The 25,559-nt window shown below is 65.7% G+C and carries 26 protein-coding genes; 7 read left to right on the top strand and 19 right to left on the bottom strand.

Annotated elements, in window-relative coordinates:
* Positions 1-45: 45 nt before the first annotated feature.
* The gene (locus FAZ97_RS18960) at positions 46-783 is read left to right on the top strand and encodes a class I SAM-dependent methyltransferase (protein WP_158759972.1); all 738 of its coding nucleotides are present in this window, start codon (positions 46-48) and stop codon (positions 781-783) included.
* A gap of 27 nt (positions 784-810) precedes the next feature.
* Here the strand turns inward: FAZ97_RS18960 and FAZ97_RS18955 are convergent, their stop codons facing one another.
* From FAZ97_RS18955 to FAZ97_RS18870, 18 genes are all read right to left on the bottom strand, one after another.
* The gene (locus FAZ97_RS18955; protein WP_158759971.1) at positions 811-1,251 is read right to left on the bottom strand and encodes a YbjQ family protein; all 441 of its coding nucleotides are present in this window, start codon (positions 1,249-1,251) and stop codon (positions 811-813) included.
* Between the two features lie 18 nt (positions 1,252-1,269).
* Positions 1,270-1,725: a signal peptidase gene (locus FAZ97_RS18950; protein WP_158759970.1), complete on the bottom strand. Its 456-nt coding sequence runs from the start codon at positions 1,723-1,725 to the stop codon at positions 1,270-1,272.
* A 35-nt stretch (positions 1,726-1,760) separates the two neighbouring features.
* Positions 1,761-3,005 (bottom strand): beta-ketoacyl synthase N-terminal-like domain-containing protein, encoded by a 1,245-nt coding sequence (locus FAZ97_RS18945; RefSeq protein WP_158759969.1) that lies wholly within the window; start codon positions 3,003-3,005, stop codon positions 1,761-1,763.
* Between the two features lie 2 nt (positions 3,006-3,007).
* The gene (locus FAZ97_RS18940) at positions 3,008-4,237 is read right to left on the bottom strand and encodes a beta-ketoacyl-ACP synthase (protein WP_158759968.1); all 1,230 of its coding nucleotides are present in this window, start codon (positions 4,235-4,237) and stop codon (positions 3,008-3,010) included.
* A complete protein-coding gene (locus tag FAZ97_RS18935) occupies positions 4,237-4,962 on the bottom strand; it encodes a 3-ketoacyl-ACP reductase FabG2 (protein ID WP_158759967.1) in 726 nt (241 codons plus the stop codon). Before FAZ97_RS18935 ends, FAZ97_RS18940 begins: the two co-directional genes overlap by 1 nt.
* Positions 4,959-5,444, bottom strand: coding sequence for a hotdog family protein (locus tag FAZ97_RS18930; RefSeq protein ID WP_158759966.1), 486 nt, complete (start codon positions 5,442-5,444; stop codon positions 4,959-4,961). Before FAZ97_RS18930 ends, FAZ97_RS18935 begins: the two co-directional genes overlap by 4 nt.
* A gap of 8 nt (positions 5,445-5,452) precedes the next feature.
* Positions 5,453-6,622: a beta-ketoacyl-[acyl-carrier-protein] synthase family protein gene (locus FAZ97_RS18925; protein ID WP_158759965.1), complete on the bottom strand. Its 1,170-nt coding sequence runs from the start codon at positions 6,620-6,622 to the stop codon at positions 5,453-5,455.
* Positions 6,622-9,057, bottom strand: coding sequence for an MMPL family transporter (locus FAZ97_RS18920; RefSeq protein WP_199272152.1), 2,436 nt, complete (start codon positions 9,055-9,057; stop codon positions 6,622-6,624). Before FAZ97_RS18920 ends, FAZ97_RS18925 begins: the two co-directional genes overlap by 1 nt.
* The gene (locus tag FAZ97_RS18915) at positions 9,057-9,719 is read right to left on the bottom strand and encodes a LolA family protein (RefSeq protein WP_158759964.1); all 663 of its coding nucleotides are present in this window, start codon (positions 9,717-9,719) and stop codon (positions 9,057-9,059) included. Before FAZ97_RS18915 ends, FAZ97_RS18920 begins: the two co-directional genes overlap by 1 nt.
* The gene (locus tag FAZ97_RS18910; protein WP_158759963.1) at positions 9,707-10,147 is read right to left on the bottom strand and encodes an acyl-CoA thioesterase; all 441 of its coding nucleotides are present in this window, start codon (positions 10,145-10,147) and stop codon (positions 9,707-9,709) included. The genes FAZ97_RS18915 and FAZ97_RS18910 overlap by 13 nt, the downstream gene beginning before the upstream one ends.
* A complete protein-coding gene (locus tag FAZ97_RS18905; protein WP_158759962.1) occupies positions 10,144-11,718 on the bottom strand; it encodes an HAL/PAL/TAL family ammonia-lyase in 1,575 nt (524 codons plus the stop codon). The genes FAZ97_RS18910 and FAZ97_RS18905 overlap by 4 nt, the downstream gene beginning before the upstream one ends.
* Complete coding sequence (locus FAZ97_RS18900; protein WP_158759961.1) at positions 11,705-13,414, bottom strand: glycosyltransferase family 2 protein; 1,710 nt, start codon at positions 13,412-13,414, stop codon at positions 11,705-11,707. Before FAZ97_RS18900 ends, FAZ97_RS18905 begins: the two co-directional genes overlap by 14 nt.
* Positions 13,411-15,132 carry an AMP-binding protein gene (locus FAZ97_RS18895; protein WP_233271789.1) on the bottom strand — a complete coding sequence of 574 codons (1,722 nt, stop codon included), beginning with the start codon at positions 15,130-15,132 and terminating at the stop codon, positions 13,411-13,413. Before FAZ97_RS18895 ends, FAZ97_RS18900 begins: the two co-directional genes overlap by 4 nt.
* Complete coding sequence (locus FAZ97_RS18890) at positions 15,129-15,740, bottom strand: COG4648 family protein (protein ID WP_233271814.1); 612 nt, start codon at positions 15,738-15,740, stop codon at positions 15,129-15,131. The genes FAZ97_RS18895 and FAZ97_RS18890 overlap by 4 nt, the downstream gene beginning before the upstream one ends.
* A 65-nt stretch (positions 15,741-15,805) precedes the next feature.
* On the bottom strand, positions 15,806-16,057 hold the full coding sequence (locus FAZ97_RS18885) for an acyl carrier protein (protein WP_158759959.1): 252 nt from the start codon (positions 16,055-16,057) through the stop codon (positions 15,806-15,808).
* Positions 16,058-16,060: 3 nt separating this feature from the next.
* Positions 16,061-16,360, bottom strand: coding sequence for a phosphopantetheine-binding protein (locus tag FAZ97_RS18880; protein ID WP_158759958.1), 300 nt, complete (start codon positions 16,358-16,360; stop codon positions 16,061-16,063).
* Positions 16,335-17,129: a lysophospholipid acyltransferase family protein gene (locus tag FAZ97_RS18875; RefSeq protein ID WP_158759957.1), complete on the bottom strand. Its 795-nt coding sequence runs from the start codon at positions 17,127-17,129 to the stop codon at positions 16,335-16,337. The genes FAZ97_RS18880 and FAZ97_RS18875 overlap by 26 nt, the downstream gene beginning before the upstream one ends.
* Positions 17,113-17,826: a beta-ketoacyl synthase chain length factor gene (locus FAZ97_RS18870; protein WP_158759956.1), complete on the bottom strand. Its 714-nt coding sequence runs from the start codon at positions 17,824-17,826 to the stop codon at positions 17,113-17,115. Before FAZ97_RS18870 ends, FAZ97_RS18875 begins: the two co-directional genes overlap by 17 nt.
* Before the next feature lie 414 nt (positions 17,827-18,240).
* On the opposite strand from FAZ97_RS18870, the gene FAZ97_RS18865 reads away from it, so the two are divergent.
* The 4 genes from FAZ97_RS18865 (at position 18,241) to purU (ending at position 23,472) form a co-directional block, all read left to right on the top strand.
* Positions 18,241-18,840 (top strand): LysE family translocator, encoded by a 600-nt coding sequence (locus FAZ97_RS18865; RefSeq protein WP_158759955.1) that lies wholly within the window; start codon positions 18,241-18,243, stop codon positions 18,838-18,840.
* A 501-nt stretch (positions 18,841-19,341) separates the two neighbouring features.
* On the top strand, positions 19,342-20,271 hold the full coding sequence (locus FAZ97_RS18860) for a hypothetical protein (protein WP_158759954.1): 930 nt from the start codon (positions 19,342-19,344) through the stop codon (positions 20,269-20,271).
* 543 nt (positions 20,272-20,814) lie between these two features.
* Positions 20,815-22,025 (top strand): IS3 family transposase gene (locus FAZ97_RS18855; RefSeq protein ID WP_158757145.1). Its coding sequence is split into 2 segments (ribosomal slippage): positions 20,815-21,130 and positions 21,130-22,025, totalling 1,212 coding nucleotides; the frame shifts between segments, so codons are not numbered across the junction.
* Positions 22,026-22,590: 565 nt separating this feature from the next.
* On the top strand, positions 22,591-23,472 hold the full coding sequence (gene purU, locus FAZ97_RS18850) for a formyltetrahydrofolate deformylase (protein ID WP_158759953.1): 882 nt from the start codon (positions 22,591-22,593) through the stop codon (positions 23,470-23,472).
* 17 nt (positions 23,473-23,489) lie between these two features.
* Here the strand turns inward: purU and FAZ97_RS18845 are convergent, their stop codons facing one another.
* Positions 23,490-23,753, bottom strand: a complete 264-nt coding sequence (locus FAZ97_RS18845; protein ID WP_158759952.1) for a hypothetical protein — start codon at positions 23,751-23,753, stop codon at positions 23,490-23,492.
* 13 nt (positions 23,754-23,766) lie between these two features.
* Here FAZ97_RS18845 and FAZ97_RS18840 point away from each other — a divergent pair, with 13 nt between their 5' ends.
* Both FAZ97_RS18840 and FAZ97_RS18835 read left to right on the top strand, forming a co-directional pair.
* Positions 23,767-23,970 carry a hypothetical protein gene (locus FAZ97_RS18840; RefSeq protein WP_158759951.1) on the top strand — a complete coding sequence of 68 codons (204 nt, stop codon included), beginning with the start codon at positions 23,767-23,769 and terminating at the stop codon, positions 23,968-23,970.
* A 28-nt stretch (positions 23,971-23,998) separates the two neighbouring features.
* Complete coding sequence (locus tag FAZ97_RS18835; protein ID WP_158759950.1) at positions 23,999-25,117, top strand: GlxA family transcriptional regulator; 1,119 nt, start codon at positions 23,999-24,001, stop codon at positions 25,115-25,117.
* Positions 25,118-25,559 lie beyond the last annotated feature (442 nt).

Raw genomic sequence — 25,559 nt, 5'->3', positions numbered from 1 at the left:
TCCCCATTCTCGTTCACGACCGCATTCGCAACGGATAAAAAAAATATGTCGGTTTCCGAATTAAATGATGTGCCGTTCGTGCCGGAAACGGCTTTTGGCATCTGGTTTCTGCGCACCCATACGTGGGAACACCACGTGCTGCGCGTGGCAATCAACGATCTCAAGCGCCTCGTGGACGTGCCCCTGCCCGACGCGCCTGAAATCGTCGATGTCGGCTGCGGTCAGGGCAAGTCGTTCCGTCTGCTGGCCGAGGCGTTCCGCCCGCGCCGCATCGTCGGGGTCGATTATCACGAGGCGTCGCTCGAACTGGCCGCGCGCGCCGCGCGCACGTGCCAAAACACATTGCAGACGCAAACCGCATTCGAATTGCTGCGCGGCGACTGTGCGAGCCTGCCGTTGCCCTCGGCCAGCGCGGACATCGTCTTCTGCCACCAGACTTTCCATCATCTGGTCGAGCAGGAACGCGCGCTCGCGGAGTTCCACCGCGTGCTGAAGCCCGGCGGCGTGCTGCTGTTCGCCGAATCCACCGAGGCGTATATCCGCTCGTGGGTGATCCGTCTGCTGTTCCGCCACCCCATGCATGTGCAGAAGAGCGCCAGCGGCTACCTCGATATGATCCGCTCGGCGGGCTTCCGCTTTTCGGAGCGCAATGTTTCGCTGCCCTATCTGTGGTGGAGCCGCGCGGCGGATTTCGGTCTCTTCGAACGCCTCGGCCTGCATCATCCGAAGCCTGGGAAGCGGCGCGAAACGCTCGTCAATGTAGCCGCGGTCAAGGCGGCTTGAGCCGGGTGGCCCGCCGCCTGCCGCGGGTTACTTGCCGCCCTTGAGCGTTACCACGTCGCCAACGAGCGCCACACCAGCGATCATCGCGCCCGCGCCGCACGTAAATTCCGTGGCGCTCGCGCGCAACTCGTTCTTGTAGTTGCTCTTGATGTTGATCACGGCGTTGCCGCCTTCCTTGCGCGCGCGTTCCTGCAACTCGGCCACGGCCGAAAGGAACACGTGCTGGCAGGCCGCTTCGTCGCTCTTGCCGAACGCATTCGTCTTCTTGTTCGTGGAGAACTGGCCCAGCGCTTTCTGCACCGCCGGATGAGACTGGCCCGCAAAGTACAGCGCGATATCGTCGCTGACCTTGCCCGGCTCGCTCTTGAGCGCGGCATCCACGGCGTAGGTGTCGACCGTGTTGCGTGCGTCGGCTTGCGACGTCGCGAAGGCCGCGCACAGCGCGGCGAACATCCACAGTTTCTTCATTGTTGTTCTCCGTTAGGTTCAGTTGGCTTGCAGCACCACGAGGTCGCCCGTGACGGCAATGGCCGCCGCGCTCGGGCTCACGCCACAGGTGTATTCGGTGGCCGATCCAGTTTCGGTGCCGTGAAAGCGCGTGGTCACGTTGATGACGGCGTTGGCGCCCTTGTTCCTGGCGTCGAGGCGCAGCTTGTCGAGGGCGGCGGCGAGCGCCTTGTTGCAGCTGGCTTCGGCGCCGTCGGTCGCGCGGGCGACGCGCAGGGAATGCGAGGCGTCACCCACGTGGCGCACCACTTCCGGGTGCGGCTGCGCGCCGAAATACACAGCGATCTTCGTGGCGGTGTCCGCGCTGGACGCGGCTTTGACCGTCGAGAGCGAAGCGGCGGGCTGGATCGGCAGTGTGAGGCGCTGCGACCCGCAACCGGCCAGCGTCATGCTGACGACGGCGGCCGTGCTCAGCGTGAGGTAAGTCTTTTTCATTGGAATCCTCATTATTTTCAGGGTTGCCCGAAACTTCAGACTGCATTCCAGGCGCGAATGACCAGGCTCGCGCAACTGCCGCCGAACCCGAATGAAATCGACATCGCCGTATCGATACGCGCGTCGCGCGTTTCACGCACGAGCGGCATGCCCGCGGCGGCCGCATCGAGCGCTTCGATGCCCACGGCGCCCGCAATCCAGCGCTCGCGCATCATCAGCAAGGTGTAAATCGCCTCTTGCGCGCCGCATGCGCCGAGCGGATGGCCGCTAAGCGCCTTCGTCGAGGAGAACGCGGGCACGTCGCCGCCAAACACGGCGCGCAGCGCGAGCAGTTCCTCGATATCGCCCGTGGGCGTGGAAGGCGCGTGGGTGTTGATGTAGTCCGGGCGGGTGCCGGCCTCCGCCAGCGCCTCGCGCATGGCGCGCGCAATGCCCCCCGCCTGCGGCGCCACCATCTGCGCGCCGTCGGTGCCGTGGCCGTAGCCGGTCAGCTCCGCGTAGATGCGCGCGTTGCGCGCCTGCGCATGCGCGAGCGATTCGAGCACGAGGATGCCGGCGCCCGAGCCGATCACGAAACCGTCGCGCTGCGCGTCATAGGGTCTCGACGCGCGCTCCGGCGTGTCGTTGAAGCCGCGCGAGAGCGCCCCCATCGCGTCGAACATCAACGTCATGTTGTCGTGCAAGCCTTCCGCGCCGCCCGCGAGCACGATGTCCTGGCGGCCCGTCTGGATCAACTGCATGGCCTGGCCGATGGCGAGCGCGGAAGTCGTGCACGCCGACGAAGGCGAGTACGTCACGCCCTCGATGCCGAACACGTGCGCAAGATTCGCCGATGTCGTGCTGCTCATCGCCTGCGGCACCGTATAGGGCGGCACGCGGTCGACACCGCGCGCGTTCGCGCTTTCCATCGCCACGTCATAAGCCGACATCGTGCCGACGCCCGAGCCCACCACCGCGCCGGCCCGAGGCGTGCGCAGCGCGTGCCCGTCGAGCTGCGCGTCGGCGATGGCGCTGCGCGCGGCGTGGCAGGCGAAGCGCGCCGTGTCTCCCATGAAGCGCTCGGCTTTGCGCTCGAACGGCGCTGCGCCTTCTACCGAAGCCACCGCCGCCACCTGGCTTGCGAAACCGCGTTCGCGCCAAGCCTGAACGCGCGTGATGCCGCCGCGTCCGTCACGCAGCCGTTCGGCGACGCTCTCGAGCGTATTGCCGAGGCACGAGACAATGCCCATGCCCGTCACGACCACGCGCCGCAAGCCGCTCGCTGTTAGCGATGTCTGCATGCTCACGGTACCCAGCGCGCGAAGATCAGCGACGTGTTCACGCCGCCAAACGCGAAGTTATTGCTCATCACGTACTCGGCGTCTATCGTGCGCGGCTCGCCCATGATGTAGTCGAGCGGCGCACAGGCCGGATCGACCTCGGTCAGGTTGAGCGTGGGCGCGTACCAGTTGCGCTTCATCATCTCGATCGTCCACCAGGCCTCGATCGCGCCACAAGCGCCGAGCGTATGACCGATATAGCTCTTGAGCGAGCTGATCGGCATGCGCGCGCCGAAAGTCTCCGCCGTCGCCTGGCTTTCGGCCACGTCGCCGCGATCCGTGGAGGTGCCGTGCGCGTTCACATAGGCGATCGCTTCGGGGAGCAACTGCGCGTCGGCCAGCGCCTGGCGCATGGCGACCGCCATCGTCGCCGCCGTGGGCTGCGTGATATGCGCGCCATCCGAATTGCAGCCGAAGCCCACCACTTCCGCATGAATGCGCGCGCCGCGCGCTACGGCATGCTCGTATTCCTCGAGCACGAGCGTCGCCGCGCCCTCGCCCACCACGAGTCCGTCACGCGCGGCGTCGAACGGACGCGGCGTGAGTTGCGGCGCGTCGTTGCGCGTGCTCGTGGCGTAGAGCATGTCGAACACCGCGACGCCCGGCCCCGAGAGTTCCTCGGCGCCGCCCGCGAGCATCAGCGACTGCTTGCCGTTCGCGATCATCTCGTACGCGTAGCCAATCGCCTGGCTGCCCGAGGCACACGCGCACGACGTCGGCACGATGCGGCCCTTGAGGTCCCAGAAGAGGCTGACGTTCACGGCCGTGGTGTGCGGCATCATCTGCACGTAGCTGTTCGACGTCACGTCGCTCATCGAACCCGTTTCGAGCATCTTGCCGAACGCGCGCACCGGCTCCACCGAACCGGCGGACGAACCGTACGCCACGCCCATGCGACCGTCCTTGATCGACGGGTCGTCGAGCAGGCCCGCGTCCGCCAGCGCGTGTTCGCTTGCGCGTACCGCGTAGAGTGAGACCGGGCCCATCGAGCGCGTCTTCTTGCGCGGATAATAGTCAGGGGTATTGAACGAAGGCAGCGGGCACGCCAGGCGCGTATGCAGTGACTCGATATAGTCCCAGTCGTGCACGCGCTTCACGGCGTTGACGCCGCTTTTGAGCACGGCCTCGACCTGATCCCACTGCTCGCCGAGCGCGGTCACGCCGCCCATGCCGGTGATGACGACACGTTTCATCAGACCATCCCGCCGTTGACGCCGATCACCTGGCGCGTGACATAAGACGCCGCGTCGGACATCAGGAAGCCGACCACGGCCGCGACTTCGGCGGGCTGCCCTACGCGGTTCATCGGCACCGCCTTGAGCGCGTGCTCGAGCGGTACGTCGTCGAGCATGCCGGTATCGACGAGCCCGGGCGCCACGCTATTGACCGTGATGTTGCGCGTGGCCAGTTCCACCGCGAGCGCTTTCGTCGCGCCGATCAGTCCGGCCTTGGCCGCACTGTAGTTCACCTGGCCGCGATTGCCCGTCACGCCCGACACCGAGGCCACCGTCACGATGCGGCCGCCCTTGCGCGCACGCACCATCGGCATGACGAGCGGATGCACGACGTTGTAGAACGCGTCGAGGCCGGTTTCGATCACGATGTCCCAGTCTTCGTCGGTCAATGCGGGGAACGCGGCGTCGCGCGTCACGCCCGCGCAGCAGACGATGCCGTAGTACGCGCCGTGCGCCGCGACATCCTCTTCGAGCGCCGCGCGGCATGCGGCGCGGTCGCGCACGTCGAACTGGAGCACGCTGGCCGTGCCGCCCTGCGCGACGATGCCGGCCGTCACGGCATCGGCTTCGTTGCGGCCCGTGCGGCAATGCACCGTGACGGCAAAGCCGTCGGCGGCGAGATGGTAGGCGATCGCGCGACCAATGCCGCGGCTCGCGCCGGTGACGAGAACACGCCGGCTCATGATCTGGAATTCTCCTCGATGAAAGTCTGAAAATCACGCGGCTGGTACACCTTCACGGTGGCCTCCGCTAATAGTTCGTTATCCTTCTTGATGGTGCAGCCGTATGCGCCGTGACCTTCTTCGCTGCGCAACAGTTCGCTGACCGTGACGCAAAGCGGCGCACCGCTCGCGAACGCCGGCTGCGCCGCCTCGTAGCGCCGCGTGCCTAGCAGCACGCCCGGGCGCGCGGGCTTGCCTTCGCGCATCGACAGCAGGCCTACGTGCGCCGCGATGGCCTGCGCCATCAGTTCGATGCCGATCCATGCGGGCATCGCGCCGTGCGCGTCGGCGTACCACGCGTCGGCGCGCACGCTCGCAAGGGCCGTGAGCGATTCGTCGCTGCACGCGGTGACCGAATCGAGCAGCAGCATCGTGCCGCGGTGCGGGATGATGGTTTCGATCGACGGGAACGCGTCCGTCATGGGTGATAGAGCGGGATTCATGGCCTCGATCATCGTCCGAGTATGAGTGAGGCGTTGCTGCCGCCGAACGCGAATGAATTGCTCATCACGTATTGGCGCGCACCGCTGCGGGGCATATGGCGCACGTCCTGAATGAGGTCGAGCGCGGGCAGCGCCGGGTCGGCCTGCCCGTCCCACAGATGGCGCGGCAGCGCGACGTCGTCGCGGGCGAGCGTGAGCCACGCGAGCCCCAGTTCCGTCGCGCCCGCCGCGCCGAGCGTATGACCCGTAAGCGGCTTCGTGCCGCTTGCGGCCACGCCGTCGGGAAACACGCGCGCCATGAGATGCGCTTCCATCTGATCATTCTTGATCGTGGCCGTTGCGTGCAGGTTGACGTAGCTGATCTGCGTCGCGCCGATGCCGGCGTCGGCGAGCGCCGCGCGCAGCGCGAGTTCGCCGCCCGCGCCCTGCGGGTCGGGCGCCGAAATATGGTGAGCATCGCTCGACTCGCCCGCGCCCGCGAGCATGACCGGCCCTTCCTCGCGGCTCATCAGGAACACCGCCGCGCCTTCGCCGATGTTGATGCCGCGGCGCTGCGCGCTCATTGGATTCGTCCGCACGGGGCTCGTCGATTCGAGCGAGGCGAAGCCCTGCAACGTGAGTTCACAGAGCGAATCGACGCCGCCCACAACGACCGCGTCGCACAGTTGCGCACGCAACAGACGGCGCGCGGCAGCGAAGGCCTTGGCGCTCGACGTGCATGCCGTTGAGATCGTGTACGCCGGGCCGCGCAGATCGAGCGCCGCGGCGGCGAACGGCGCGGCGGTGCCGATTTCCATCTGGCGGTAATCGAACTTCCCAGAAGCGCCTGGCTGCGTGAACGTTATTTCCGCCGCGCTGATGCCCGACGTGCTCGTGCCCAGCACGACGCCGATACGCCCCGCGCCAAAGCGTTCGCGCGCCGTTTCGATGGCGGGACGGATTTGCGCCAGCGCGGCGATCAGAAGCCGGTTGTTGCGGCAATCGTAGTGCGCGAGCGGTGCAGGCGGCGCAACGTCGAGCGGCGCTTTCACGCTGCCCGCGAAGGCGGTGCCGGTGCGTGTCGCGATCGGCCCCATGCCGGGCGCCTCGCCGCGCGCGAGTGCGGCGACGATCGACGCCACGTCGTCGCCGAGTGCGTTGACCATGCCGAGCGCGTGCAGATAGACAGGGAGCGCCATTACGCCTTTCTCCGTTGATTCTTGTGCATGTCCGAGGGAATCCCCGAGGGAATCCCGATAGGCGCGAGCATGACGGACACCATGATGCCGAGCGACAACGTTGCGCCGAAGCTCTTGAGCGCGGGCATCGAACTCATGCCGAGCATGCCGAACGAGAGCAACGTGGTCGCGGCGGAAAGCAGCACGCCGGTCCAGACCGCGCCGCGATCGGCGAACGCGCGCGCCGCGCCTTCGCGCAGAAAGACGGCGTAGTTCGCGCCCACGCCGAGCACGAGCATCAGCGCCAGCAGGTTGAAGAGATTGATGCGCACGTGCGCATAGCCGAACGCCGCGAGCGTGACGCCGATGGCGAGCCACACCGGCAGCGCGACCGCGATGGCGCCGCGCCAGCCGTAGCGGAACGTCAGCAGCGCGAGCACAAGCGTCAGCGCGCCCGCGAGCCAGATCGCGCCGTCCTGCCGGTACACGCCAAAGAGCCGCGACACGCTCGCCGCCTTATCGACGAAGCTCACGCCGGGCGACGCATGCGCGACGTCGAGCAGCGCGGGCTCGTTCGCAGCCGACACGCCCTGCGGAATCACGATCGCCGCAAACGCGCCGGGTGTGCTCACGGAGCGCCCGAGCCACAAATGGCGGAACGGCTGCGACCACAGTTGCGCGAGCCAATCGTCCACGTGCAGTACGGAAGCCCCCGAATGCGCCCAGGCATCGAGCCACGTTTGCGCGACGTCGTCACGAAAGCCCGCTGCGCCGAGCAGCGCGCGCAAGGCGGCGGGATCGGCGAACACGTGCGCGCCGAGCAGCGCACGATCGGCGCGCTGCCGCGCTTCGGACGGCACGAACGACGTCACCGACTGCCAGCCGCTCAGCGCGGACGCGCCCGTTAGCGCGCCGAGCCGCTTGCACAGCGTCTCGGTGCGCTGAAGCACGGCTTCAGGCGACGCGCCGCGCACGACGAAGAACTGCGCGCTGTTGTCGGCCCCCACCGCTTCAGACACCACACGCTCTTGCGCGACAAGCGCCGGGTCCCGCTGGATCAGCAGATGAATGTCGTCGTCGCTGCGCAGTTGCAGCCAGCCCGGCACGGCGAGAATCACCAGCACGAGCGCCACGCCCCACGCACGCCGTCCGCCGATCAGCGCTTGCCATTTCGCGAGCGACGCAGCGGCGACCGCGAAGAGCGTCTTCGGACTGCGCCGCGCGGGCTGGGTCATGAGACTCGGCAGCAGCCAGATGACGGAGGCGAACGCGGTAAAGATGCCGACAATGGCAAAGCACGCAATCTGCCTGAGCGCGGGAAACGGCGCGAACGTGAGGATGGCGTAGCCAAGCAGGCTCGTGCTGAGCGCCACCGTGAGCGCGGGCAGCACTTCCCGCGCGCCGCGCCGCGAATCCCAACCGTGGCGCGCGCCCAGGTAGACGACGAAGTACTGAATGGAGTAATCGACCGCCTCGCCGATCAGGCTCGCGCCGAAGACGAGCGTAAGCAGATGGAGCTTGCCGAAGACGAGCATCGTCGCCGCCAGCGCGCACACGACGCCGAGCGCGGTGGAAACGAAGCCCAGCAAGATGAGCCACGGCGAGCGGAAGATCCACAGCATGAGCAGCGCAATGCCGACCGCCGAAACGATGCCGATCACGTGTACGTCGCGCTCCGAAGCGCGCCGTGCGGACTCGGCATAGAACACGGCGCCCGTGCGCGCGACGCTGACATCGGGCCACGAAGCCTTGAGCGCCGTTTCGCCGTGTGCGACGGCAAGCAGCACGCCGCGCTGAACCTCGGATTCGTAGGCGGACCCCGGCAGCGTGCCGATTACGAGCACGCTTGTGGTGTTGGCGCGATGCGCAACGAGGAAGCCGTCCTCGACGGTGAGATTCGATGCCGCCAGCGGCAGCCCCGCCAGCCAGTGCTGAAGCCAGCCGAAGGGATCGTCGGCGAGTGGCGTGGCGAGACCCGCGTTCGGCAATCCATAGAGGCGCTCTGCGAGCGCACCGCGCAGCGTCTCGGCGCTCCCGCCAGCCACCGCGCGGTCTTCCGCCGTGAGCAGCCCGAAGCGGTACGGCAGGTAAAAGCGTGTGATACGGCCAAGGTCGAACGGCGGGACTTGCGCGGTAACCGAAGCGAACGCGTGACTCGCGTTCAGCACCGCGCCCAGTTGCCCCGCCGCCGCTTTCGCGTGCGCCGCGTCCTGGCTCGACACGAGCAGCACGGCGCGGTTGCCCAGCGCGCCCGCGAGCTGGTCCACGGCCTCTTCGGCGACGGGGTCGGCCTCGGTCGCGGGCAGGAGCGCGAGCAGGTTCGTCTGCAAGGGCGTCGGCCCCGCGAAGCGCCAGGCGCAATACAGCGCCGCTGCGAGCGCGAGCAGCAGCCACGCGGCACGCAGCGCCCACTGCCGCCACCAGGGCGTTCCGGTGCGAAGCTCGGAGGCGCTCACTACGGCGTTCCGAACAGCTTTTCATCGGCGGGCGCGAGCACGGACACTTGCGCGCTGCCGCTGAATTCGTACTGCGTGACGTCGCCGTTGGCGAGCGTGATGCGCAAGCTGTGCAGGAAGTCGCCGCCTTCCATTTCGATGCCGCGCAGCGCCTGCGCGATCTGCGGCTGGCGCGGCACGAGGCGCATCTGCCATTGGGCAGGCGTGCCGCGCGCTTCTACGTCGAATTGCGAGTACAGGCCGCTCAGGTCGCCGCCCAGCATGGCCCGCATCATCTTCGCGATCTCCGCCGCGCCGCGTGCGCCTTGCGCGCCGCCGCCCCGGGTGCGCTGACCCGCCGCATCGATCACGGTGATCCCGTCGTCGCGCATGATCCACGTTTTCCTGTACGGCGTCTCGACCTGCCAGATCACGCCGCGCTCGCGATAGAACAGCAGCGAGCCCGTGCTCACGAGCGGCGCTTTCATTGCGGCAAGCGTCTGCGTTTGCGTGAAATGCGAACGCACGCCGTTTGCGCGCGCGAGACGGGACGCGATCTGCGAGACGAGCGCCGCGTCGCTGGCGCTCGCGTTCGTGGGTGCCGTTGCGGCCTGCGCGGGAACGCACATCGACTGAAGCGCAATCACTGCGGCGGCTGCCGCGCATCGTTTCAACGCGCCCATGCACGCCCCAGCTTTTCGAGCACGACAGGCGGCGAGACGAACTGCAGCTCCTGCGTGGCGGCATTCACGGCGACCTGAATCGTGTAGCCCTTCGTGAGCCGCGTGCGCGAATCGCGGTCGTAGATTTCGTAGCCGATTTTCAGGCGGTTTTCGTATTCGAGCAGATGTGCGCACACCTCGAGCTGCTGCCCGTACACCGCGGGCCGCACATACTTCAAATGCGCTTCGACAACGGGCCACACGTAGCCCGACGCCTGCATCTCGCGATAGTCGTAGTCGAACCTGCGCAAAAGCGCCGCGCGGCCGAATTCGAAGTACTTCAGGTAGTGACCGTGCCAGCAGACGTTCATCGCGTCCACGTCATGGAACGGCACTTCCACGTTTGCGCTCGCGCTCAACACCGGCGCGGGCTTGCGCGATTCGCTCATGGCCTGCGCTCCGTTGTCCGCGTCAGGAGGCCCGCTGCGATTCGCTCCGTCATGGCGCGCAGTTCGTGTTCGAGCGCGCGGTCTTCATCGACGAAGGGCGACGTCGCAGCAACTTCTTCCATGAACGCGGCAAGCGGTTCGGGAATCACCGTCGCGGCGTTGGCGCGCAGCCGCAGACGCGCGGCCTGCACGGTGGCGAGCGCATGCGCCGCCGCGACCTGCTCGGTGAGTTGCAGCACGCGCAAGCAGTCGCGCGCGGCGATCGTCCCCATGCTCACCTTGTCCTGGTTGTGCGCCTCGGTCGAACGCGAGAACACGCTCGCGGGCATCGTGTGCTTGAGCGCCTCCGCCGTCCACGCCGACGACGAAATCTGCACGGCCTTGAAGCCGTGATTGATCGGCGCACGCGCGCTCGTCGCGCCCGTGAGGTTGCGCGGCAGGCCGTTGTTGAACTTGTCGTCGACGAGCAAGGCGAGTTGCCGGTCCATCAGGTCGGCAAGATTCGCCACGGCCGTCTTGAGGCCATCCATGGCGAACGCGATATGGCCGCCGTAGAAGTTGCCGCCGTGCAGCACGCGCTCGCCGTCGGGGTCGATCAGCGGGTTGTCGTTGGCGCTGTTCAGTTCGTTCTCGATGTCGCGTCGCATCCACGTGAGCGCGTCGTTCGCCACGCCGATCACATGCGGCGCGCAGCGAATCGAATAGCGGTCCTGCAGCCGGTGGCCCGGCGTATCGGGACGGCCTGCCAGGTCTGCGCGGATCCAGGCCGCCGCCTCGCCCTGCCCGGCATGCGGCTTGGCATCGAAGATGAACGCATCGAAATGCGCGGCGCGTCCGTCCAGCGCCACCGTCGCGAGCGCGGTGAGGCGCGCCGCGAGCCGTGTGAGCTGCGCCGCGCGCGTGAACGCGAGGCAGGCAAGGCCCGTCATGACCGCCGTGCCGTTCATCAGCGCAAGGCCTTCCTTGGGCGCGAGCGTGAGCGGTTCGCGGCCCAGCGCGAGCCACGCGTCGCGCGCCTCGCACGGCGCGCCGCGAAACTGCACGCTGCGCTCGCCGACCAGCGCCGCCGCGACATACGAAAGCGGCGTGAGGTCGCCGCTTGCGCCGACCGACCCTTCGGCCGGAATACGCGGCAGCACGCGATGATTGATGAGATCGGCGAGGCGTTCGAGCAGCACCGGACGCACGCCCGAGAGCCCGAAGGCCAGCGAATTCAGGCGTGCGGCGATCACGGCGAGCGCCGAGGCGTCGTCCAGATACTCGCCCATGCCGCAGCCGTGATAGCGCGTGAGCTGCAACGGCAGCGCTTCGACGAGCGCCATCGGCACGTCGACGACGCAGGCGTCGCCGTAGCCCGTATTGACGCCGTACACGGTCGCACCCGCTTCGAGATGCCGGCGCAGGAACGCCGCGCCGCGCGCGATGCGCTCGCGCCAGGCAGGGTCGTCGTTCAGGCGCACGGCGGCGCCGCCACGCGCGACCGCCACGACGTCCTCGATCGTCAGATGACGGCCGCCGAAGACCACGGCATCCGCTTTGACTTGGGCATCCTTCAGGTCAGTCTCGGCCATTCGCTCCCCCACTGGGGCGCGCCCAGAAATCGTAGAAGTTGAACCATTGGTAAGGCGCCTTGCGGCAATAGTGTTCGAGGCGCGACGCAAAGCGCTGCGCCCATGCCGCGATATGCTCGGCGCGGCCACGGCGCGGCAGATCGATGCGTTCGGCAAACGGCTCGAAGTAGAGCCGGTAGCCCGCGCGCTCTTTCAGGCAGAACAAGAGATAAACGGGGCACGCGAGCGCATGCGCCAGCACATAGGGCCCCTGGGCAAACGCGGCGGTCTCGCCGAGGAACTGCGCCTCGGTGGTACGGCCGGTTTCGCGCGCAGGCGTGCGGTCGCCGACGATCACGAGCAACTCGCCGCGCTCGATGCGCTCTTGCATCATCAGCGCCGTTTGCGGGCCGAAGTCGCTCACCGGCACGAGATGCTGCGCGAAATCGTGATGGGCCGAAGCCAGCACGCTGTTGAAGCGTTTAGCGTGCTCTGTATAGACGATGGCCGTCACCTTCGTTTGCGCGCCGCGCACGGCCAGCGCCCGCGCCATTTCGAGGTTGCCGTGGTGCGAGCCGATCACGAGCGCGCCGCGGCCGCTCGCCAGCAGCGCGTCGAGCGCGCGCGGGTCGTCGATCTCAACATCGGTTTGATCGACGCGGCCCGTCCACGCGGCCAGCTTGTCGAAGCCCGATTGCGCGAACGAGAGCATGTGGCGGTACGCCGTGAACCAGCCGGGGCGCGGCGTCTCGCGTTGTGGCGAGCACTGCTGCAGGCGGTCGAAATAGCGCCGCGAGGCTTCGCGCGCTGGGCGCCCCGTGAGCAGAAAGTAAGCGACGATGGGGTGCAGCCAGAGCGCGGTGAAGCGCCGCCCGAACAGGCCGCAACTCCAGGCGAGCAATGCCATGCCGAGCCGGCTGCCGCGTTCGGCCGTGCGCCACCACACGTCGTTGCCGTCGCCCGCCTGCGCGCGGCGCGGCAGCACCTTGTGCGCGAGCAGCAGCGGCAGGCGCGCGAGCATGCCCGCGACGAGCCGCGTATGGCTGCGGCTGATGCGCACGTTATCCCACAGCACGTCGAAATGCGACACGCCATCGGCCGCGTAGGTCACGGCGGTCGGGATGGAGACGAACGCCACGCGCCGCCAGTGCAGACGCACGAGAATCTCGATGTCGAAGTCCATGCGCTCGGGCAGCTTCACGCTGTCGATCAGCGCGCAGGCCAGGTCGAGCGGATAGAGGCGGAAGCCGCACATCGAATCGCGGATCGTGAACGAGAGCGTCTCGATCCAGACCCACACGTGGGTCAGATAGCGCCCGTAGAGGCGCGATTTCGGCACGCTCTCGTCGTACACGGGCTGGCCGATCACGACCGCGCGCGGGTTCGCCTGCGCGGCGGCGAGAAAGCGCGGGACATCAGCCGCGTCGTGCTGGCCGTCGGCGTCGATCTGCAGCGCGTGTGTATAGCCCACATCGCGCGCGGCGCGCAGCCCCGCCATCACCGCCGCGCCCTTGCCGCCGTTCGCCGGGAGGCGCAGCAGCGTGAGTTGGCTGGCGTAACGGCGCGCGAGGTCCGCCAGCACCTGCTGGGTGGCTTCGTCGCTGCCGTCGTCCACGACGATGAGCGGCAGGCCGTGGACGATCAGGTTCGCCACGGTGCTGCCAATCGCGTCCTTGTGGTTGTAGATCGGAATGACGATACAGGCCGCGAGGGTCATGCGGGCTCCCTGTACACGAAGGCGCCGGATGCGCAGTCGCGCTCGCCGGCCCGCCACGCGAACGCGACGCGGCGGCGCGCCGCATCGTGCTTGAGCACGAGCTTGAGCAGCGCGCCCGGCGGCACCGGCATGGTGAATTTCAGTTGATCGACCGAGGCGAGCGCGCGCACGCCGGGCACCCACTCGCGCGCGAAGCGCATCGCCCAGTCCACCTGCACGACGCCCGGCAGAATCGGCAGGCCTGGAAAGTGGCCCGCGAAATGGACGAGCGTATGCGGTACGCGCAACTCGAAGGCGCGCCCTTCTGCGTCGTCCCACTCCGCGAGCAACTCGAATCCTTCCTCGCTTGCGGCGAACGCGTGGGCGACCGCTCGCGCCTGAATCTTGCCCCGCGAGTCGACCGGCAGCGCGCGATGAATGCGCCAGTGGCGCGGCAGCACGACCGCGTCGAACCACGCGGCGAGGTGGCGGCGCAACGCTTTCAGGAGCAGCACGCGGCCCTCGCGGCGCAGCGTTTCGCGGCCGTCGGCGGAGAGCACGACGAGCGCGCCAATGCGCTCGCGCGGCCCGCCTTCGAGCAGCACGGTTCTCACTTCGGCAACGCCGGGATGCAGCAGCAGCTTGCTCTCCATCTCGTTGAGCGACACGCGCTTGCCGGCGAGCTTGACCACACGGTCCAGACGCCCTTGCAGCACGAAGCGGCCATGCTCGTCGAAGGCGGCCTTGTCGTCGGTGCGATGCCATTCGTCGTCGCCCAGGTGCGGGGAGCGCACTTCGAGCGCGCCGCCCTCTTCCACCGCACCCGCGCGCACGGCGATGCCAGGCATGGGGGTCCACGCTTGCGCTTCGTTTTGTCTGCGCCAGGCGATGCCGCCCGTCTCCGTGCTGCCGTAGATCTCCAGCGGCGCGGCGCCGAACGTGGCGGCATATTGCTTCGCGGTGTCGAGCGGCAGCGGGCCGCCCGACGAGAAGAACGCGCGCGGCTGCGGACTGAGCGTGGCGAACCCCGGCAGATCGGGCCAGCGCGAGAGCTGCGCAGGCGTCGAGACGACGACCGTCGCGCCGCATTGCGCCGCACACTCGGTGATACGCGCCTGCAGTTGCGCCGGATCGGCGCACGTCGCGCGGGCGAATGGCCGTCCCGCGGCCAGCGGCCAGAACACGCGGAACAGCAGTCCGTAAATGTGGTGATGCGGCACGCTCGCAAGCACCGCGGCGTCGCCCAGAAGCGTGCCCCAAGCGGCTTCCAGCGTATGCACCTCCGCGTCGAACTGCGCGAGTGTCTTGTGGACGGGCTTCGGCGTGCCGCTGCTGCCTGATGTGAAAAGCGTGAGCAAGGCGTGCGCGTCGATCGCCGCGCCGTGCTCGGAATCGACGGATTGAACAGGCGGGACGTCGGCGCACCACGCGGCAAGTTCGCTTTCGTCGAGCACCGCGTCGTACGCGTCGCTCAGTTCGGCGAGATACCCGGGCGTCGCGTTCGCCGGAATCACGGGTACCTTTCGCGCCGCAAGCAGTCCGAACAAAGTGCAGGCGAACACATACGGTTCGTCGCTCCACAGCACGAAGCGCAGACCTGGCCGCATGCGCATGCGCGCGGCAATGCCCAGCGCATGCGCACGGAACGTATCGAAGTCCGTCGCGGTCGCCCCATCGACGCAAATCACGCTGCGTGGATCGCGGCAACGCGCCGTAAGAAGCTCGTGCAATGCGATCACACCGCCTCCCGTCGCGCAGCACGCGGCAGCATGATCCATTTGCGCCAGGCGAACTCGCCAGCCAGCAGCGCGCCGATGATCCCGTAGGCGATTGCGCCGTTGTAGAGCGACCAGGCACGGGCGGGCCACGCGAGCGCCGTCCATGCGGAAAACACGCTGTTCACCGCGAAAAATCCACACCAAAGCTGCGTGACGCGGCGCGTATAACGCACGATGTGCGCGGGCGGATCGGCATAAGTCAGACGTGCGAACTTTTCGATCATCGACGGCCCCTTCACGAGGGTCGCGCCGAATGCGACGAGCAGCCCGAGATTCACGAGCGAAGGATACAGGCGCATGAGCCGTTCGCTATTGGTGAGGACAATGGCCACCGAAGCGACATTGAGCATGACGGCCACGGCCCAGTCCACCGGCGTGAGCTTGCGCAGGGTTGCGGCGAGCGCGCCCGTGCCGGCCACGCGCTGCATCCACAGCAGCACGAGCAGCAGCAAGCCCACGAAGCGCGGCGAATCCCAGCGCCACGCGCAGAGAATCACGACCGGGTAGGCGAGACCGGCAAGCAGCCGCCACTTGCTGCGGGACCGCCCGCTTGCGCCGTCGTCCGCCATGCCGCTCTCACCCGCACCGGCAGGCCCAGCCGAGCCGTGCCCGCGAAGCACCGTCACGAATGGCCTCAAGCCTGGGTGACGAGCAGCGACTCGACCGCGGCGATCACGTCGCCCACCGTGCGCACCTGCTTGAACTCTTCCGGCTTGATGCGGCGGCCCGTCATTTCCTGCAGTTTGATCGCCAGATCGACGGCGTCGATGCTGTCCAGATCCAGTTCCTCGAACAGGTGCGCCTCCGGCGTCACGCGCGCCGGATCGATGTCGAAGTTTTCGTGGAAGATCTCGCGGATACGGTCGAGAATTTCAGCTTCGCTCATGATTCAATCCCCCTTCCCTGCAGTGGCTTCCAGCGCCGCGTTTTCGTTTGCATGGCCCGCGACGAGCGCCGCGAGCGTGTTGATCGACCGAAAGTAGCCGTGCACGTTTTCGTCGTCGGCGTTGATGGTCAGTTGATAGTGCTGGCGCAGCACGATGCCGATCTCCAGCGCGTCGATCGAGTCGAGGCCCACACCGTCGGTGTCGAACAGCGGCGCGTCGTCGTCGATATCGGCGGGCGTGAGATGTTCGAGATCGAGCGCCTCGATCAAGAGCCGCTTAATTTCCAGTTTTAAAGTATCCATAGTCAAACAGGTGCTGTGTGATTTGCGCCTCGATAGTGCGCGTGACGTTGCGCGCGGCGAGTGCGGAAGGCATGTCGCGCGGCGCGAGCGGCTGGACGCCGATGGGCGCCAGCACGTTCACCGTAATGCGGAAGGGTCGCTGCGGAACGTGGTACCAGCGCATCTGCTTGGTGAAGGCGGGCGGATCGCAGTGCATGAGCACGGGCAGCACCGGCGCGCCAGCCTCCAGCGCCGTATGGGCGAAGCCGCGCGAGAACGCGTGCAGGCGATTCGGCGCCGGGCTGCGCGAGCCTTCGGGAAAAATGATCATGCTGTAGCCGTTCGCGAGCTGGCGCGCGCAGTCCTGCACGAAGCCCGCGGGATCGGCGTTGCTCACGTATTCGGCGGCCCGCACGATGCCCCAGAAGCACGGGTTGCGCCAGTGCGCGTTCTTCACGACGCAACAGGCGGCGGGCGTGAGCGCGAGCAGCACCACCACGTCGAGGTAAGTGGGATGGTTCGCCACAACGATGGCGGGCGCACCCGAGCGCAGCATGTTCGCGCCGGACACGTCGAGCGTCATGACGCCCGCGCGCTGCAGGGCGGCCACGAGCGCGCGGAAAAACCAGTGAATGACGGTGGTGACCGCGCGTTGCCGCGAAGCGCGATGCGGCCAGAGCGCCGCGAGCGGAAATACGATCAGCGAGAACAGCAGCCCGCACGCGCCGAACAAGGCGAAGCTGAAGCCGGTGGCGAAGAGCCGCCAGCCGTGATCAAGCCGAGCCGACATGCCAGCTCCATTGCCATGTGCCGCCGCTGCCCTGCCACGCGGCGCGCTCACCTTCGCTCAGGCAGTGATGCAGCGCTTCGCTTTGCGTAGCGAATTGGCGTGCGTGTTCGTGTGCCTGCGCGGCCGTGCCCGGCTTGTCTTCTGTGACGGAGCACGCAAGACGGCCCTGCGATGCGACGCTCGCGTCGAGCAGCAAGGCGAACGCACCGCGTTGCACTTCCTGTTCGACCGCGCCGTAGCGCGCGTCAGCGGGCTCGTCGGCGTAGACGATCAACACCGGGCTGCCGGGGTCTTCCGCATGCAGGGCATGGCCTTCGAGCAGCGCGTAGCCCAGCGTTTGCGGGCCTGCCGAGAGGGCCGTAGCCGGCGAGCGGTCGCCCCGCACGATACCGAACAACCCCGTCATCGCGTTGAGCACGGAAAGGCTGAACGCGTTAGGCGAAACGGGCTTGTTTGCCTCGATATCGCTCAGAATGTCCGTCGTGCGGCGCAACTCGCCATGGCGCGAAGCGAAGACCACGCGTGCCCGGGTTTGCGCACCGACGCAGTCGCCCGCCACCTTCAGCGCCATGCGCGAAAGCGCGCTCAGGCGGCGACGCATCATCGGATCGACGAACGCAACCTCAGGCAAACTTTCCGATGGGGAAGACCAGAAGGACCAATGCGCCACGGGCATGGTCCACGATAAATCGGGCATAACGGGTTGACGGTGTCCACGGCCGCGGCGTGCGGGCTCTCGGCCCCGAACGGCGCATGTTTATTTTTCCTCCGCCCCTAAATGCTCTGGGCAAAGTTCTCGTGCGTACTTTAACGGCGTGGTTCCCGAATTATTTAGGGTGAGTCGCGAAATAATTCGAAATGATTTGTTGTGCATCAATAAATACATACAAATCAATGATTTAAGCCCGCGATGAAAGCTCGCATTTGCCCAAAGCAGTGCCTCGCTCGGCAGGACGAATCCCGACAACGGTTTAGCGCCAGGCACCCGGCGGAAATAGGCATCTGCGATGCGTAAGCCGTAGAATGCGGGCACCACGGGCCAGTTTCAGTCATTGGCTGCCATTCCTCAGCTTCCAGTCATCCGGACGCTTATTCTTCCAGTCGCCCTTTCATGCTTTCCCTTTCCACCATCGGGCTAATGGTCTCGGGCTGCGCGATCGTGCTGCTCATGCCGGGGCCGACGAACACCCTGCTCGCCGCCGCCGGTTTGAGGCAAGGTCTGCGGCGCTCCGCGCATCTGACCGCCGCCGAACTGGCCGGCTACCTGGTGTCGATTACCCTCTGGGGGCTGTGCTTCACCCACGCGTCGCGTTCGTTGAGCTGGCTGCCCATCGTTTTGCGCGTGGCCAGCAGCCTTTATCTCGCGTGGCTCGCCTTGCGTCTTTGGTTCACGGCAAACTCGATTGAATCGTCCGCACAGGGCGTGGTCAGCACGCGCACGCTGTTCGGCGCTACGGTGCTCAATCCCAAGGCCATTTTGTTCGCAGGCTCGATTTTTCCGCCCGCGGCATTCGCGAGCGTCATGACTTGGCTCCAGGCCATGGCGATCTTTGCGGTCTTGCTGGTCCCCATCGGCATGACGTGGATCGCCTTTGGCGCCGCGCCGCGCAATGGGCGTGCGCCGTTCATTCGTCCGGCGTTTTTCCAGCGTTGTGCGTCCATCGTGGTGGGCGCCTTCTCCGTGTCGCTCATGTGGGCGCTCGCCCACTAAAGTTGCCGCGTCGTTTCCAGGCTCATGCCAGATGTGGCGGGATGAGTTCGGCGACGCTGAGCCAGCGAGGCGCTGCAGCGCCTCGGCTTCATGCACCCCGCACTCCACCGGAAAAGACTTCGCTGCGTAGGCGGCAAGCCAGAGGGTGCGCATCACGCCATCCGTGAACGTGACGCGTTCAACGATAGGCACAACCTTCAGTGCCATTCGATTCAACGTCGTGCAACCGTCGACATGGCGCAAGGTCAGGCGTCACTACGCGTGTTACGTATAGGCCATGAGCCTCATGACGGATACGCCATGCCCTTGCCTTTCCCAAGATGGAACACCCTCGAAGTACCACTGGAGAACGGGTGGCAATGCACGCTTGTACCAGGCGGCCAGTACCGCGAAGCGGTTTGGAGTCAACAAGGGACCACGATCAAGCCCTACCCGCTCAGAAAGCCGCGATGGGGATGGCCCGACGGCAGGGACGGAACCTTCTCTTCCCGACAGTCCTCGATGCGCACGCCCCGGGTCTGGCGCGACGACCGTGAGCGCAAGCGCTGGGAGCGCGATGAACTTGAACGTCAGCGCGACGAGGACCGGAGCGACTTCTACCGCTATTTCAGGCCGAAGGATGACCTGCGCACGATAACCGGTCAGCGCGGCCTGCAGACAATTCAGGAGTATCTTTCCGATATTCTTGACTTCGCCCACTGGAACCTGCCACAAACCAACGACGATGTCCGGCGCGTTCTGTGCGATGTGGTGCGCAGTGGTCGCCTTGTGCCGTATATGGACAGGGAGTGGACGCAGCGGCCGCGCGTGTTCCGGCTCACGCCAGCACCGCAGTTCTGGCAGTCGGCAAGTGCATCTGGCGGGGGAAACACGAACCGTCCATTGACATGGGATCAGTGGGTCGCATTCAAGGCCGCACAGGAGGGGAAAGCGGCTGGAGCAGGGTCTGTCCTGTCTACGGCATTCGATGCGCCCTCGCAGGTAGCCAGAGTCGCAACGGGGCTGGCGCAAGCTCCAGGCGGCGCCGCGAGCAGTAGCGAAGCAGATGGAGGCACGGGATTATTCGGAGTCGTCGCGTTGGCGGCAGCCACCCTGCTCGGCGTCGGCGAAGGCAATTCGGATGACAACGACACCGAAAGCGACGATGGTGGTGCGTTTGACGATGACCTGCTCAATGCGAATCCAGGCGCCAACTTGACACCGCTCGGCGACGCGCAGCCGTTCGCGTATCAACCGGACTATTTGAGCGATGATGTTACACAAGTTGCCGCCCGTGGTGTCAGCGCGGCCGACGAGGCCGATTGCTTCGCAATGTACGAGACGGAAATGCAGGAATGCGACTTTGCACGGGCGATCTATCAAGACCCACGCACGTATTCACTATGCGCTCAACGTGCGTTCAGCAACTATCAAACTTGCAGAGGTTATTGAAATGACAAAGCCACCCCGCGCAACGATCATTTTTTACGACGAGGACACGCAGCAGCTCATGTTGTGCAACGTACCTCGAAAGGAAGTACAAAGCGCTATCGATAACGCTATAGCTCGCACTGGCGGAATGAAAGTGCCGCCCGACGAACCAGACCACAGCACCAGGCCGCTAACTGACGATGACGCACGCAAGCTAGGAGGTTTAGCGATTCTTGTGCAAGCGGGCGTCCATGCAGAATTGAGAGCGCGTCTACAGATCACTACAGCGCAGCCCGTACAATGGAACGCCCCCCCTTCTGCCAAAACGGAGTAAGTGGCCGATGCGGCCGGCGAGGATGCAGCATTTCAAGCTTGCCAATGGTGCCGATGATATTAATGGCAAGCCCACTTACTCTGTCGTTCTGACCTATTCCGAGGAGCGAGAGCAGTTGACAGTTCAAACTGTTGATTGGAGCAGCCCCCTGAATCTCCGGACACAGTCTCCCGCTTAAACTAACGGGTAGGCATAAGACTGTGTTTTTGACTAACACCAGGCAGGAAGTGATGGAAGTGTTGACGGGCCCGGAGCGTCGGCGGCGCTGGACGGCGGAACAAAAGCTGGCGATGGTGCGAGAGAGCTTCGAGCCGGGGAAGTCGGTTTCGATGGTTGCGCGCCAACATGGCGTGAACCCGAACCAGCTGTTCCACTGGCGCAAGCTGTACCAGGACGGGAGCCTGTCAGCGGTCAAGGCCGGCGAAGAAGTTGTTGCGGCGTCGGAATTGGCCGATGCGCTCAAGCAGATTCGCGAACTGCAACGGATGCTCGGCAAGAAGACCATGGAGAACGAGATTCTTCGCGAAGCAGTCGAGTATGGTCGGGCAAAAAAATGGATAGCGCACTCGCCCTTGCTGCCGGAGGACGACCAGTGAAGCTGGTTTGTGAAGTTCTCGGCGTGTCGCGCTCGAACGTATCGGCACGACTGTCGCGTCCGGCTACATGGCGGGATAGACGTCAATCGAGACAGACCGACGATGCGAGCGTGGTCGAGGAAATTCGGCGCGTCGTCGGCGATTTGCCCAGCTATGGGTATCGCCGGGTCTGGGGCACGTTGCGCAACGAACGCGTTGCGCTTGGGCTGCTGCCGTTCAATGCAAAGCGCGTCTATCGCGTCATGCGCACGCACGGGCTACTGATGCAGCGCCGACCGATACCACCTAGGCCGCAACGCCGGCACGACGGCAAGGTGGCCGTAGCGCGCAGCAATCAGCGATGGTGCTCCGACGGCTTCGAGTTTCGCTGCGACAACGGCGAACCATTGCGCGTGACGTTTGCGCTGGACTGCTGCGACCGTGAAGCGATGAGTTGGGCGGCCACGACAGCAGGCCACAGCGGCGACATCGTGCGCGACGTAATGCTGGCTGCAGTGGAAAACCGGTTTGGCAACGAGCTGCATACGCCGTCCGAAATCGAGTGGCTGAGCGACAATGGTTCGGGCTACACGGCCGACGACACACGTCGGTTCGCAGTGGCCATCGGTCTGAAGCCATTGACCACGCCGGTGTGTAGCCCGCAAAGTAACGGCATGGCTGAGAGCTTCGTGAAAACGATGAAGCGCGACTACGTCGCCTTCATGCCGAAGCCGGATGCAGCGACCGCTGCACGCAACCTGGCCATTGCGTTCGAGCATTACAACGAGAAGCATCCCCATAGCGCGCTGAAATACCGCTCGCCTCGCGAGTTCCGGCGCTCGATGGACTCAGCAACCTTAGTGTGAAGCTGTGTCCGGGATTGCAGGGTCAACTCCATTGATCCAGCGAAACTAAGCCTGCTTGTCGCTTGCAAGTTAGAAGGTCCAGTTCTGCTGGATAAATGCGACTTCAAGCTCGACGATGAATTCGCGCGACGGCTCGGCGTCGCTATGCTCAACCTACCAGGACTAGGCCAACCCGAAATCAAGCGGTACATGTCGGTAACGTAGGAACCGATGAAGTGAGAAGTGGGGCCCGTTCATTGACTTGTGACCAGGGGCATTCAGAACAGCGGGCCGGGACTCAGTAACCCTTACGGACCTTGAAGTGCACGCACAATCTCCGTTCCAGATTCACCTCCGCCCTCTGCTCGCCGAGAAAAAAATCGCGCGATAGCAGCAAAGCGACAGCCATCGCGGCAAAAGCAATCTTCTTCAGGTCAGCGCGCGTTTGGCGTTTTCATTCTCGCGATTCAGCGCGTGGGTTCTATGTGCCGCGCGACGATTGATGGCTTACTTGCGCCATCACGCCATCACGCCAGCGCGCCGGCACGAACCGCACCGGGCGCATCACGACACGAGGAGAACGCGCATGCCCACCGAAGACCCGCAGCACCGCTACGTGCTCACGCTGTCCTGCCCCGCGGCCGCCGGACAGGTCGCCGCGGTCGCCGGCTTTCTCGACGCGCACCGCGGCTATATCGACGAACTCACGGTATTCGACGACGACATCAGCACGCGCTTTTTCCTGCGCTGCGTCTTTCACGAGGTCGTGCAGCCCGGCGCGGGCGAGCGCTTCGATCTCGCGGGCCTGCGCGACGAATTCGCGAGCGTCGGCCGCAAGCACGGGATGACCTGGGCTATCCACGATCTGCGGGTGCGTCCCAAGGTGCTCATCATGGTCTCCAAGCTCGAGCACTGTCTCGCCGACCTGCTGTTCCGCTGGCGCATGGGCGAGCTGCAAATGGACATTGCGGGCATTGCCTCGAATCACCGCGATTTCGAACCGCTCGCGAGGCAGCACGATCTGCCGTTTCACTATCTTCCCGTTACGCCGGAAACGCGCCGCGAACAGGAGGCCGCGATCCTCGACCTGTTCGACTCGACCTGTTCCGAGCTGCTGATTCTTGCGCGTTACATGCAGATTCTCTCCGACGAAACGAGCCAGAAGCTGGCCGGCCGCGCGATCAACATCCACCACTCTTTCCTGCCTGGCTTCAAGGGCGCGCGGCCCTATCACCAGGCGCACGTGCGCGGGGTCAAGCTGATCGGCGCGACGGCGCACTTCGTCACCGACGATCTCGACGAAGGCCCGATCATCGAGCAGGAGGTGCAGCGGGTTGACCACTCGCTGAACCCCGAGCGTCTGCTGGCTGTCGGCCGCGACGTCGAATGCGTGACCCTCGCGCGCGCCGTGCGGGTATTTCTCGAGCGCCGGGTCTTCATCAACGACGGGCGCACAGTCATCCTGTAATCGCGCGCGTGGACCGTTCAAGCCGCCGCATTGCCGTGGCGGCGCTGCGCCTGCGCCACCAGCGCCGCGAACGGGCCCTCGCTCATCTTGCTGGCCACCCGTTGCGCGTAGTCGTGATGCCGCTGCTCGAGCGCCGCGCCCACGCACCGCGCCTGCAAATAGCGCAGCAGCCCGATACGCCCGTGCCCGCGCGCCATGCTCTGCTCGAGCAGCGCGAGCGCGGCTTCGGCGTCGCCGAGACGGGCGCGTTTGTTGAGTTCGACGGTCTCGGTGCGCGGCATGAAAAGAGGCCTCGTGGATGGCTTCGGCGTGGGGCGCGTGCCCACTAGCGAGTTGACCAAAGCGGCGGCGGCGCTGCTAGAACGAAAGCGCCAGGGCGACAGAACCGCCGCGCCATTTGGCGTGGATTCCTTCGACGTCCCGCTGATTTCGCTTTTGCGAAGATCGATGGCGGAAAACGACAAGCGCCTCGCGGCCGTATCGGGGATGCTTGGCTGACGCCGCCTCGCCGCTTTCCCTTGCCTCCATGTCCGACATACTCGCCGCCGCCGTTTCCTTCGACGCCGCTCCCAAGGAGCGCATCCGCTTCGGCATCGTGCTGCTGCCGAACTTCACGCTGACCGCGTTCTCCGGTTTCGTCGACATGCTGCGCCTGTCCGCCGATGAAGGCGACTACAGCAAGCCCATGCGCTGCTCGTGGCGCGTGATCGGCGAAACGCTTGCGCCCGTGCGTGCGAGTTGCGGCATTCAGGTCGCGCCGTGGGAAACTTTCGCCGATGCCGAGCCGGTCGACTATCTCGTGGTCGTGGGCGGACTGCTGCACTCCGGCCCGCACGCAAGCGATGCCACACTGCAGTACATCCGCCGCGCGGCCAGTGGCGAGACGACGGTGGTCGGAATCTGCACGGGCGTATTCGCACTCATGCGCGCCGGCGTGCTGGACGGCCATCGTATTTGCGTGAGCTGGTTTCATTACTGGGACTTTATCGAGCGCTTTCCCAACGTGAATGCCGACGCTATCGTCGCCGACCGCCTGTTCGCTATCGACCGCCGTCGTATTACGTGCTCGGGCGGGCGTGCATCGATCGACGTCGCCGCCGCCATCTTGCTGCGCCACTTCGATCATGCGACCGTGCAGAAGGCGTTGCGCATTTTGCTGGTGGGTGAAATGCAAAAGGGCAATGCGCCCCAGCCTCACCCGCCTGGCCTCGAACCGGCCACGCACCCGAAGGTCAAGCGCGCCGTGCTGCTGATGGAGCAGCAGGTTGGCCGAAATGTGCCGCTGGAAGAACTGGCCTGCAAGCTGAATCTCTCGCCGCGGCAGCTCGAACGGCTCTTCAAGGCGGAAACGGGTAAGAGCCCGCGCGCGTTCGCTAATGTTCTGCGCCTGCGCACTGCGGCCTGGTTGCTCACGAGTTCGGATCGCACTGTTGCCGATATTGCTTCGAGTTGCGGGTTTTCGGATGCTTCGCATCTTGGGCGTGAATTTCGGAAGCAGTTTGGCGTGCCGCCGGTTGTGTTTCGATTGCAACGCAGTGGGCAGGATGCTGCTCAGCTCGCGGAGCTTGATGCTTTGTTGCGGAATGGATTGCCGGGTGCGCCGGCGGATGTTGAGGGGGGTGTTGGGTGCGTGGCTTTGCATTGATGTGGGGTTTTTTTGGCGCTTTGGGCTTTACTTGTTTTCGCGGTGGTGCTTCATGCGTTGCCCCTGTGCGGGGCGGCACCTACTTTTCGTTGCAGCGGCAAAGAAAAGTAGGCAAAAGAAAGCCGCTCACACCGCTAATGCCTGCCACCGTTCACCTCGCACCGCCCCACTCGAATGGCTCCGGAGCGTCTGTCACCTCGCACCATTCCCGTTAGTGACAAAGGGCTCATCCGTTCCCGCTGCTCGCTACGCGCGCAGCGGCCGGGTCTGCAAGGGACACCGGAGACCGAGGGTAGCAAGCGCATTCGCAAGAACTTACGCGCCCCAACGGTTTTGGGTTATGCCCTTCGGGGCGCGTAGCGCCGCCGGAAGGATGAGCGCCTTGTCACTTAGTTAAGTGGTGCGAGGTGACAGACGCTCCGGAGCCATTCAAGTGGGGTGG

The organism is Paraburkholderia acidiphila, from assembly GCF_009789655.1.
Taxonomy (GTDB): Bacteria; Pseudomonadota; Gammaproteobacteria; order Burkholderiales; family Burkholderiaceae; genus Paraburkholderia; species Paraburkholderia acidiphila.
The sequence above is the reverse complement of the archived record's forward strand: the minus strand, read 5'-3'. Positions and strand labels throughout refer to the sequence as shown.

Excerpts from the sequence above, each read along its gene's own strand:
- FAZ97_RS18960 (WP_158759972.1), top strand. The coding sequence starts at position 46 with ATGTCGGTTTCCGAATTAAATGATGTGCCGTTCGTGCCGGAAACGGCT.
- FAZ97_RS18955 (WP_158759971.1), bottom strand. The coding sequence starts at position 1,251 with ATGAAGAAACTGTGGATGTTCGCCGCGCTGTGCGCGGCCTTCGCGACG.
- FAZ97_RS18950 (WP_158759970.1), bottom strand. The coding sequence starts at position 1,725 with ATGAAAAAGACTTACCTCACGCTGAGCACGGCCGCCGTCGTCAGCATG.
- FAZ97_RS18945 (WP_158759969.1), bottom strand. The coding sequence starts at position 3,005 with ATGCAGACATCGCTAACAGCGAGCGGCTTGCGGCGCGTGGTCGTGACG.
- FAZ97_RS18940 (WP_158759968.1), bottom strand. The coding sequence starts at position 4,237 with ATGAAACGTGTCGTCATCACCGGCATGGGCGGCGTGACCGCGCTCGGC.
- FAZ97_RS18935 (WP_158759967.1), bottom strand. The coding sequence starts at position 4,962 with ATGAGCCGGCGTGTTCTCGTCACCGGCGCGAGCCGCGGCATTGGTCGC.
- FAZ97_RS18930 (WP_158759966.1), bottom strand. The coding sequence starts at position 5,444 with ATGAATCCCGCTCTATCACCCATGACGGACGCGTTCCCGTCGATCGAA.
- FAZ97_RS18925 (WP_158759965.1), bottom strand. The coding sequence starts at position 6,622 with ATGGCGCTCCCTGTCTATCTGCACGCGCTCGGCATGGTCAACGCACTC.
- FAZ97_RS18915 (WP_158759964.1), bottom strand. The coding sequence starts at position 9,719 with ATGGGCGCGTTGAAACGATGCGCGGCAGCCGCCGCAGTGATTGCGCTT.
- FAZ97_RS18910 (WP_158759963.1), bottom strand. The coding sequence starts at position 10,147 with ATGAGCGAATCGCGCAAGCCCGCGCCGGTGTTGAGCGCGAGCGCAAAC.
- FAZ97_RS18905 (WP_158759962.1), bottom strand. The coding sequence starts at position 11,718 with ATGGCCGAGACTGACCTGAAGGATGCCCAAGTCAAAGCGGATGCCGTG.
- FAZ97_RS18900 (WP_158759961.1), bottom strand. The coding sequence starts at position 13,414 with ATGACCCTCGCGGCCTGTATCGTCATTCCGATCTACAACCACAAGGAC.
- FAZ97_RS18890 (WP_233271814.1), bottom strand. The coding sequence starts at position 15,740 with ATGGCGGACGACGGCGCAAGCGGGCGGTCCCGCAGCAAGTGGCGGCTG.
- FAZ97_RS18885 (WP_158759959.1), bottom strand. The coding sequence starts at position 16,057 with ATGAGCGAAGCTGAAATTCTCGACCGTATCCGCGAGATCTTCCACGAA.
- FAZ97_RS18880 (WP_158759958.1), bottom strand. The coding sequence starts at position 16,360 with ATGGATACTTTAAAACTGGAAATTAAGCGGCTCTTGATCGAGGCGCTC.
- FAZ97_RS18875 (WP_158759957.1), bottom strand. The coding sequence starts at position 17,129 with ATGTCGGCTCGGCTTGATCACGGCTGGCGGCTCTTCGCCACCGGCTTC.
- FAZ97_RS18870 (WP_158759956.1), bottom strand. The coding sequence starts at position 17,826 with ATGCCCGATTTATCGTGGACCATGCCCGTGGCGCATTGGTCCTTCTGG.
- FAZ97_RS18865 (WP_158759955.1), top strand. The coding sequence starts at position 18,241 with ATGCTTTCCCTTTCCACCATCGGGCTAATGGTCTCGGGCTGCGCGATC.
- FAZ97_RS18860 (WP_158759954.1), top strand. The coding sequence starts at position 19,342 with ATGCGCACGCCCCGGGTCTGGCGCGACGACCGTGAGCGCAAGCGCTGG.
- purU (WP_158759953.1), top strand. The coding sequence starts at position 22,591 with ATGCCCACCGAAGACCCGCAGCACCGCTACGTGCTCACGCTGTCCTGC.
- FAZ97_RS18845 (WP_158759952.1), bottom strand. The coding sequence starts at position 23,753 with ATGCCGCGCACCGAGACCGTCGAACTCAACAAACGCGCCCGTCTCGGC.
- FAZ97_RS18835 (WP_158759950.1), top strand. The coding sequence starts at position 23,999 with ATGTCCGACATACTCGCCGCCGCCGTTTCCTTCGACGCCGCTCCCAAG.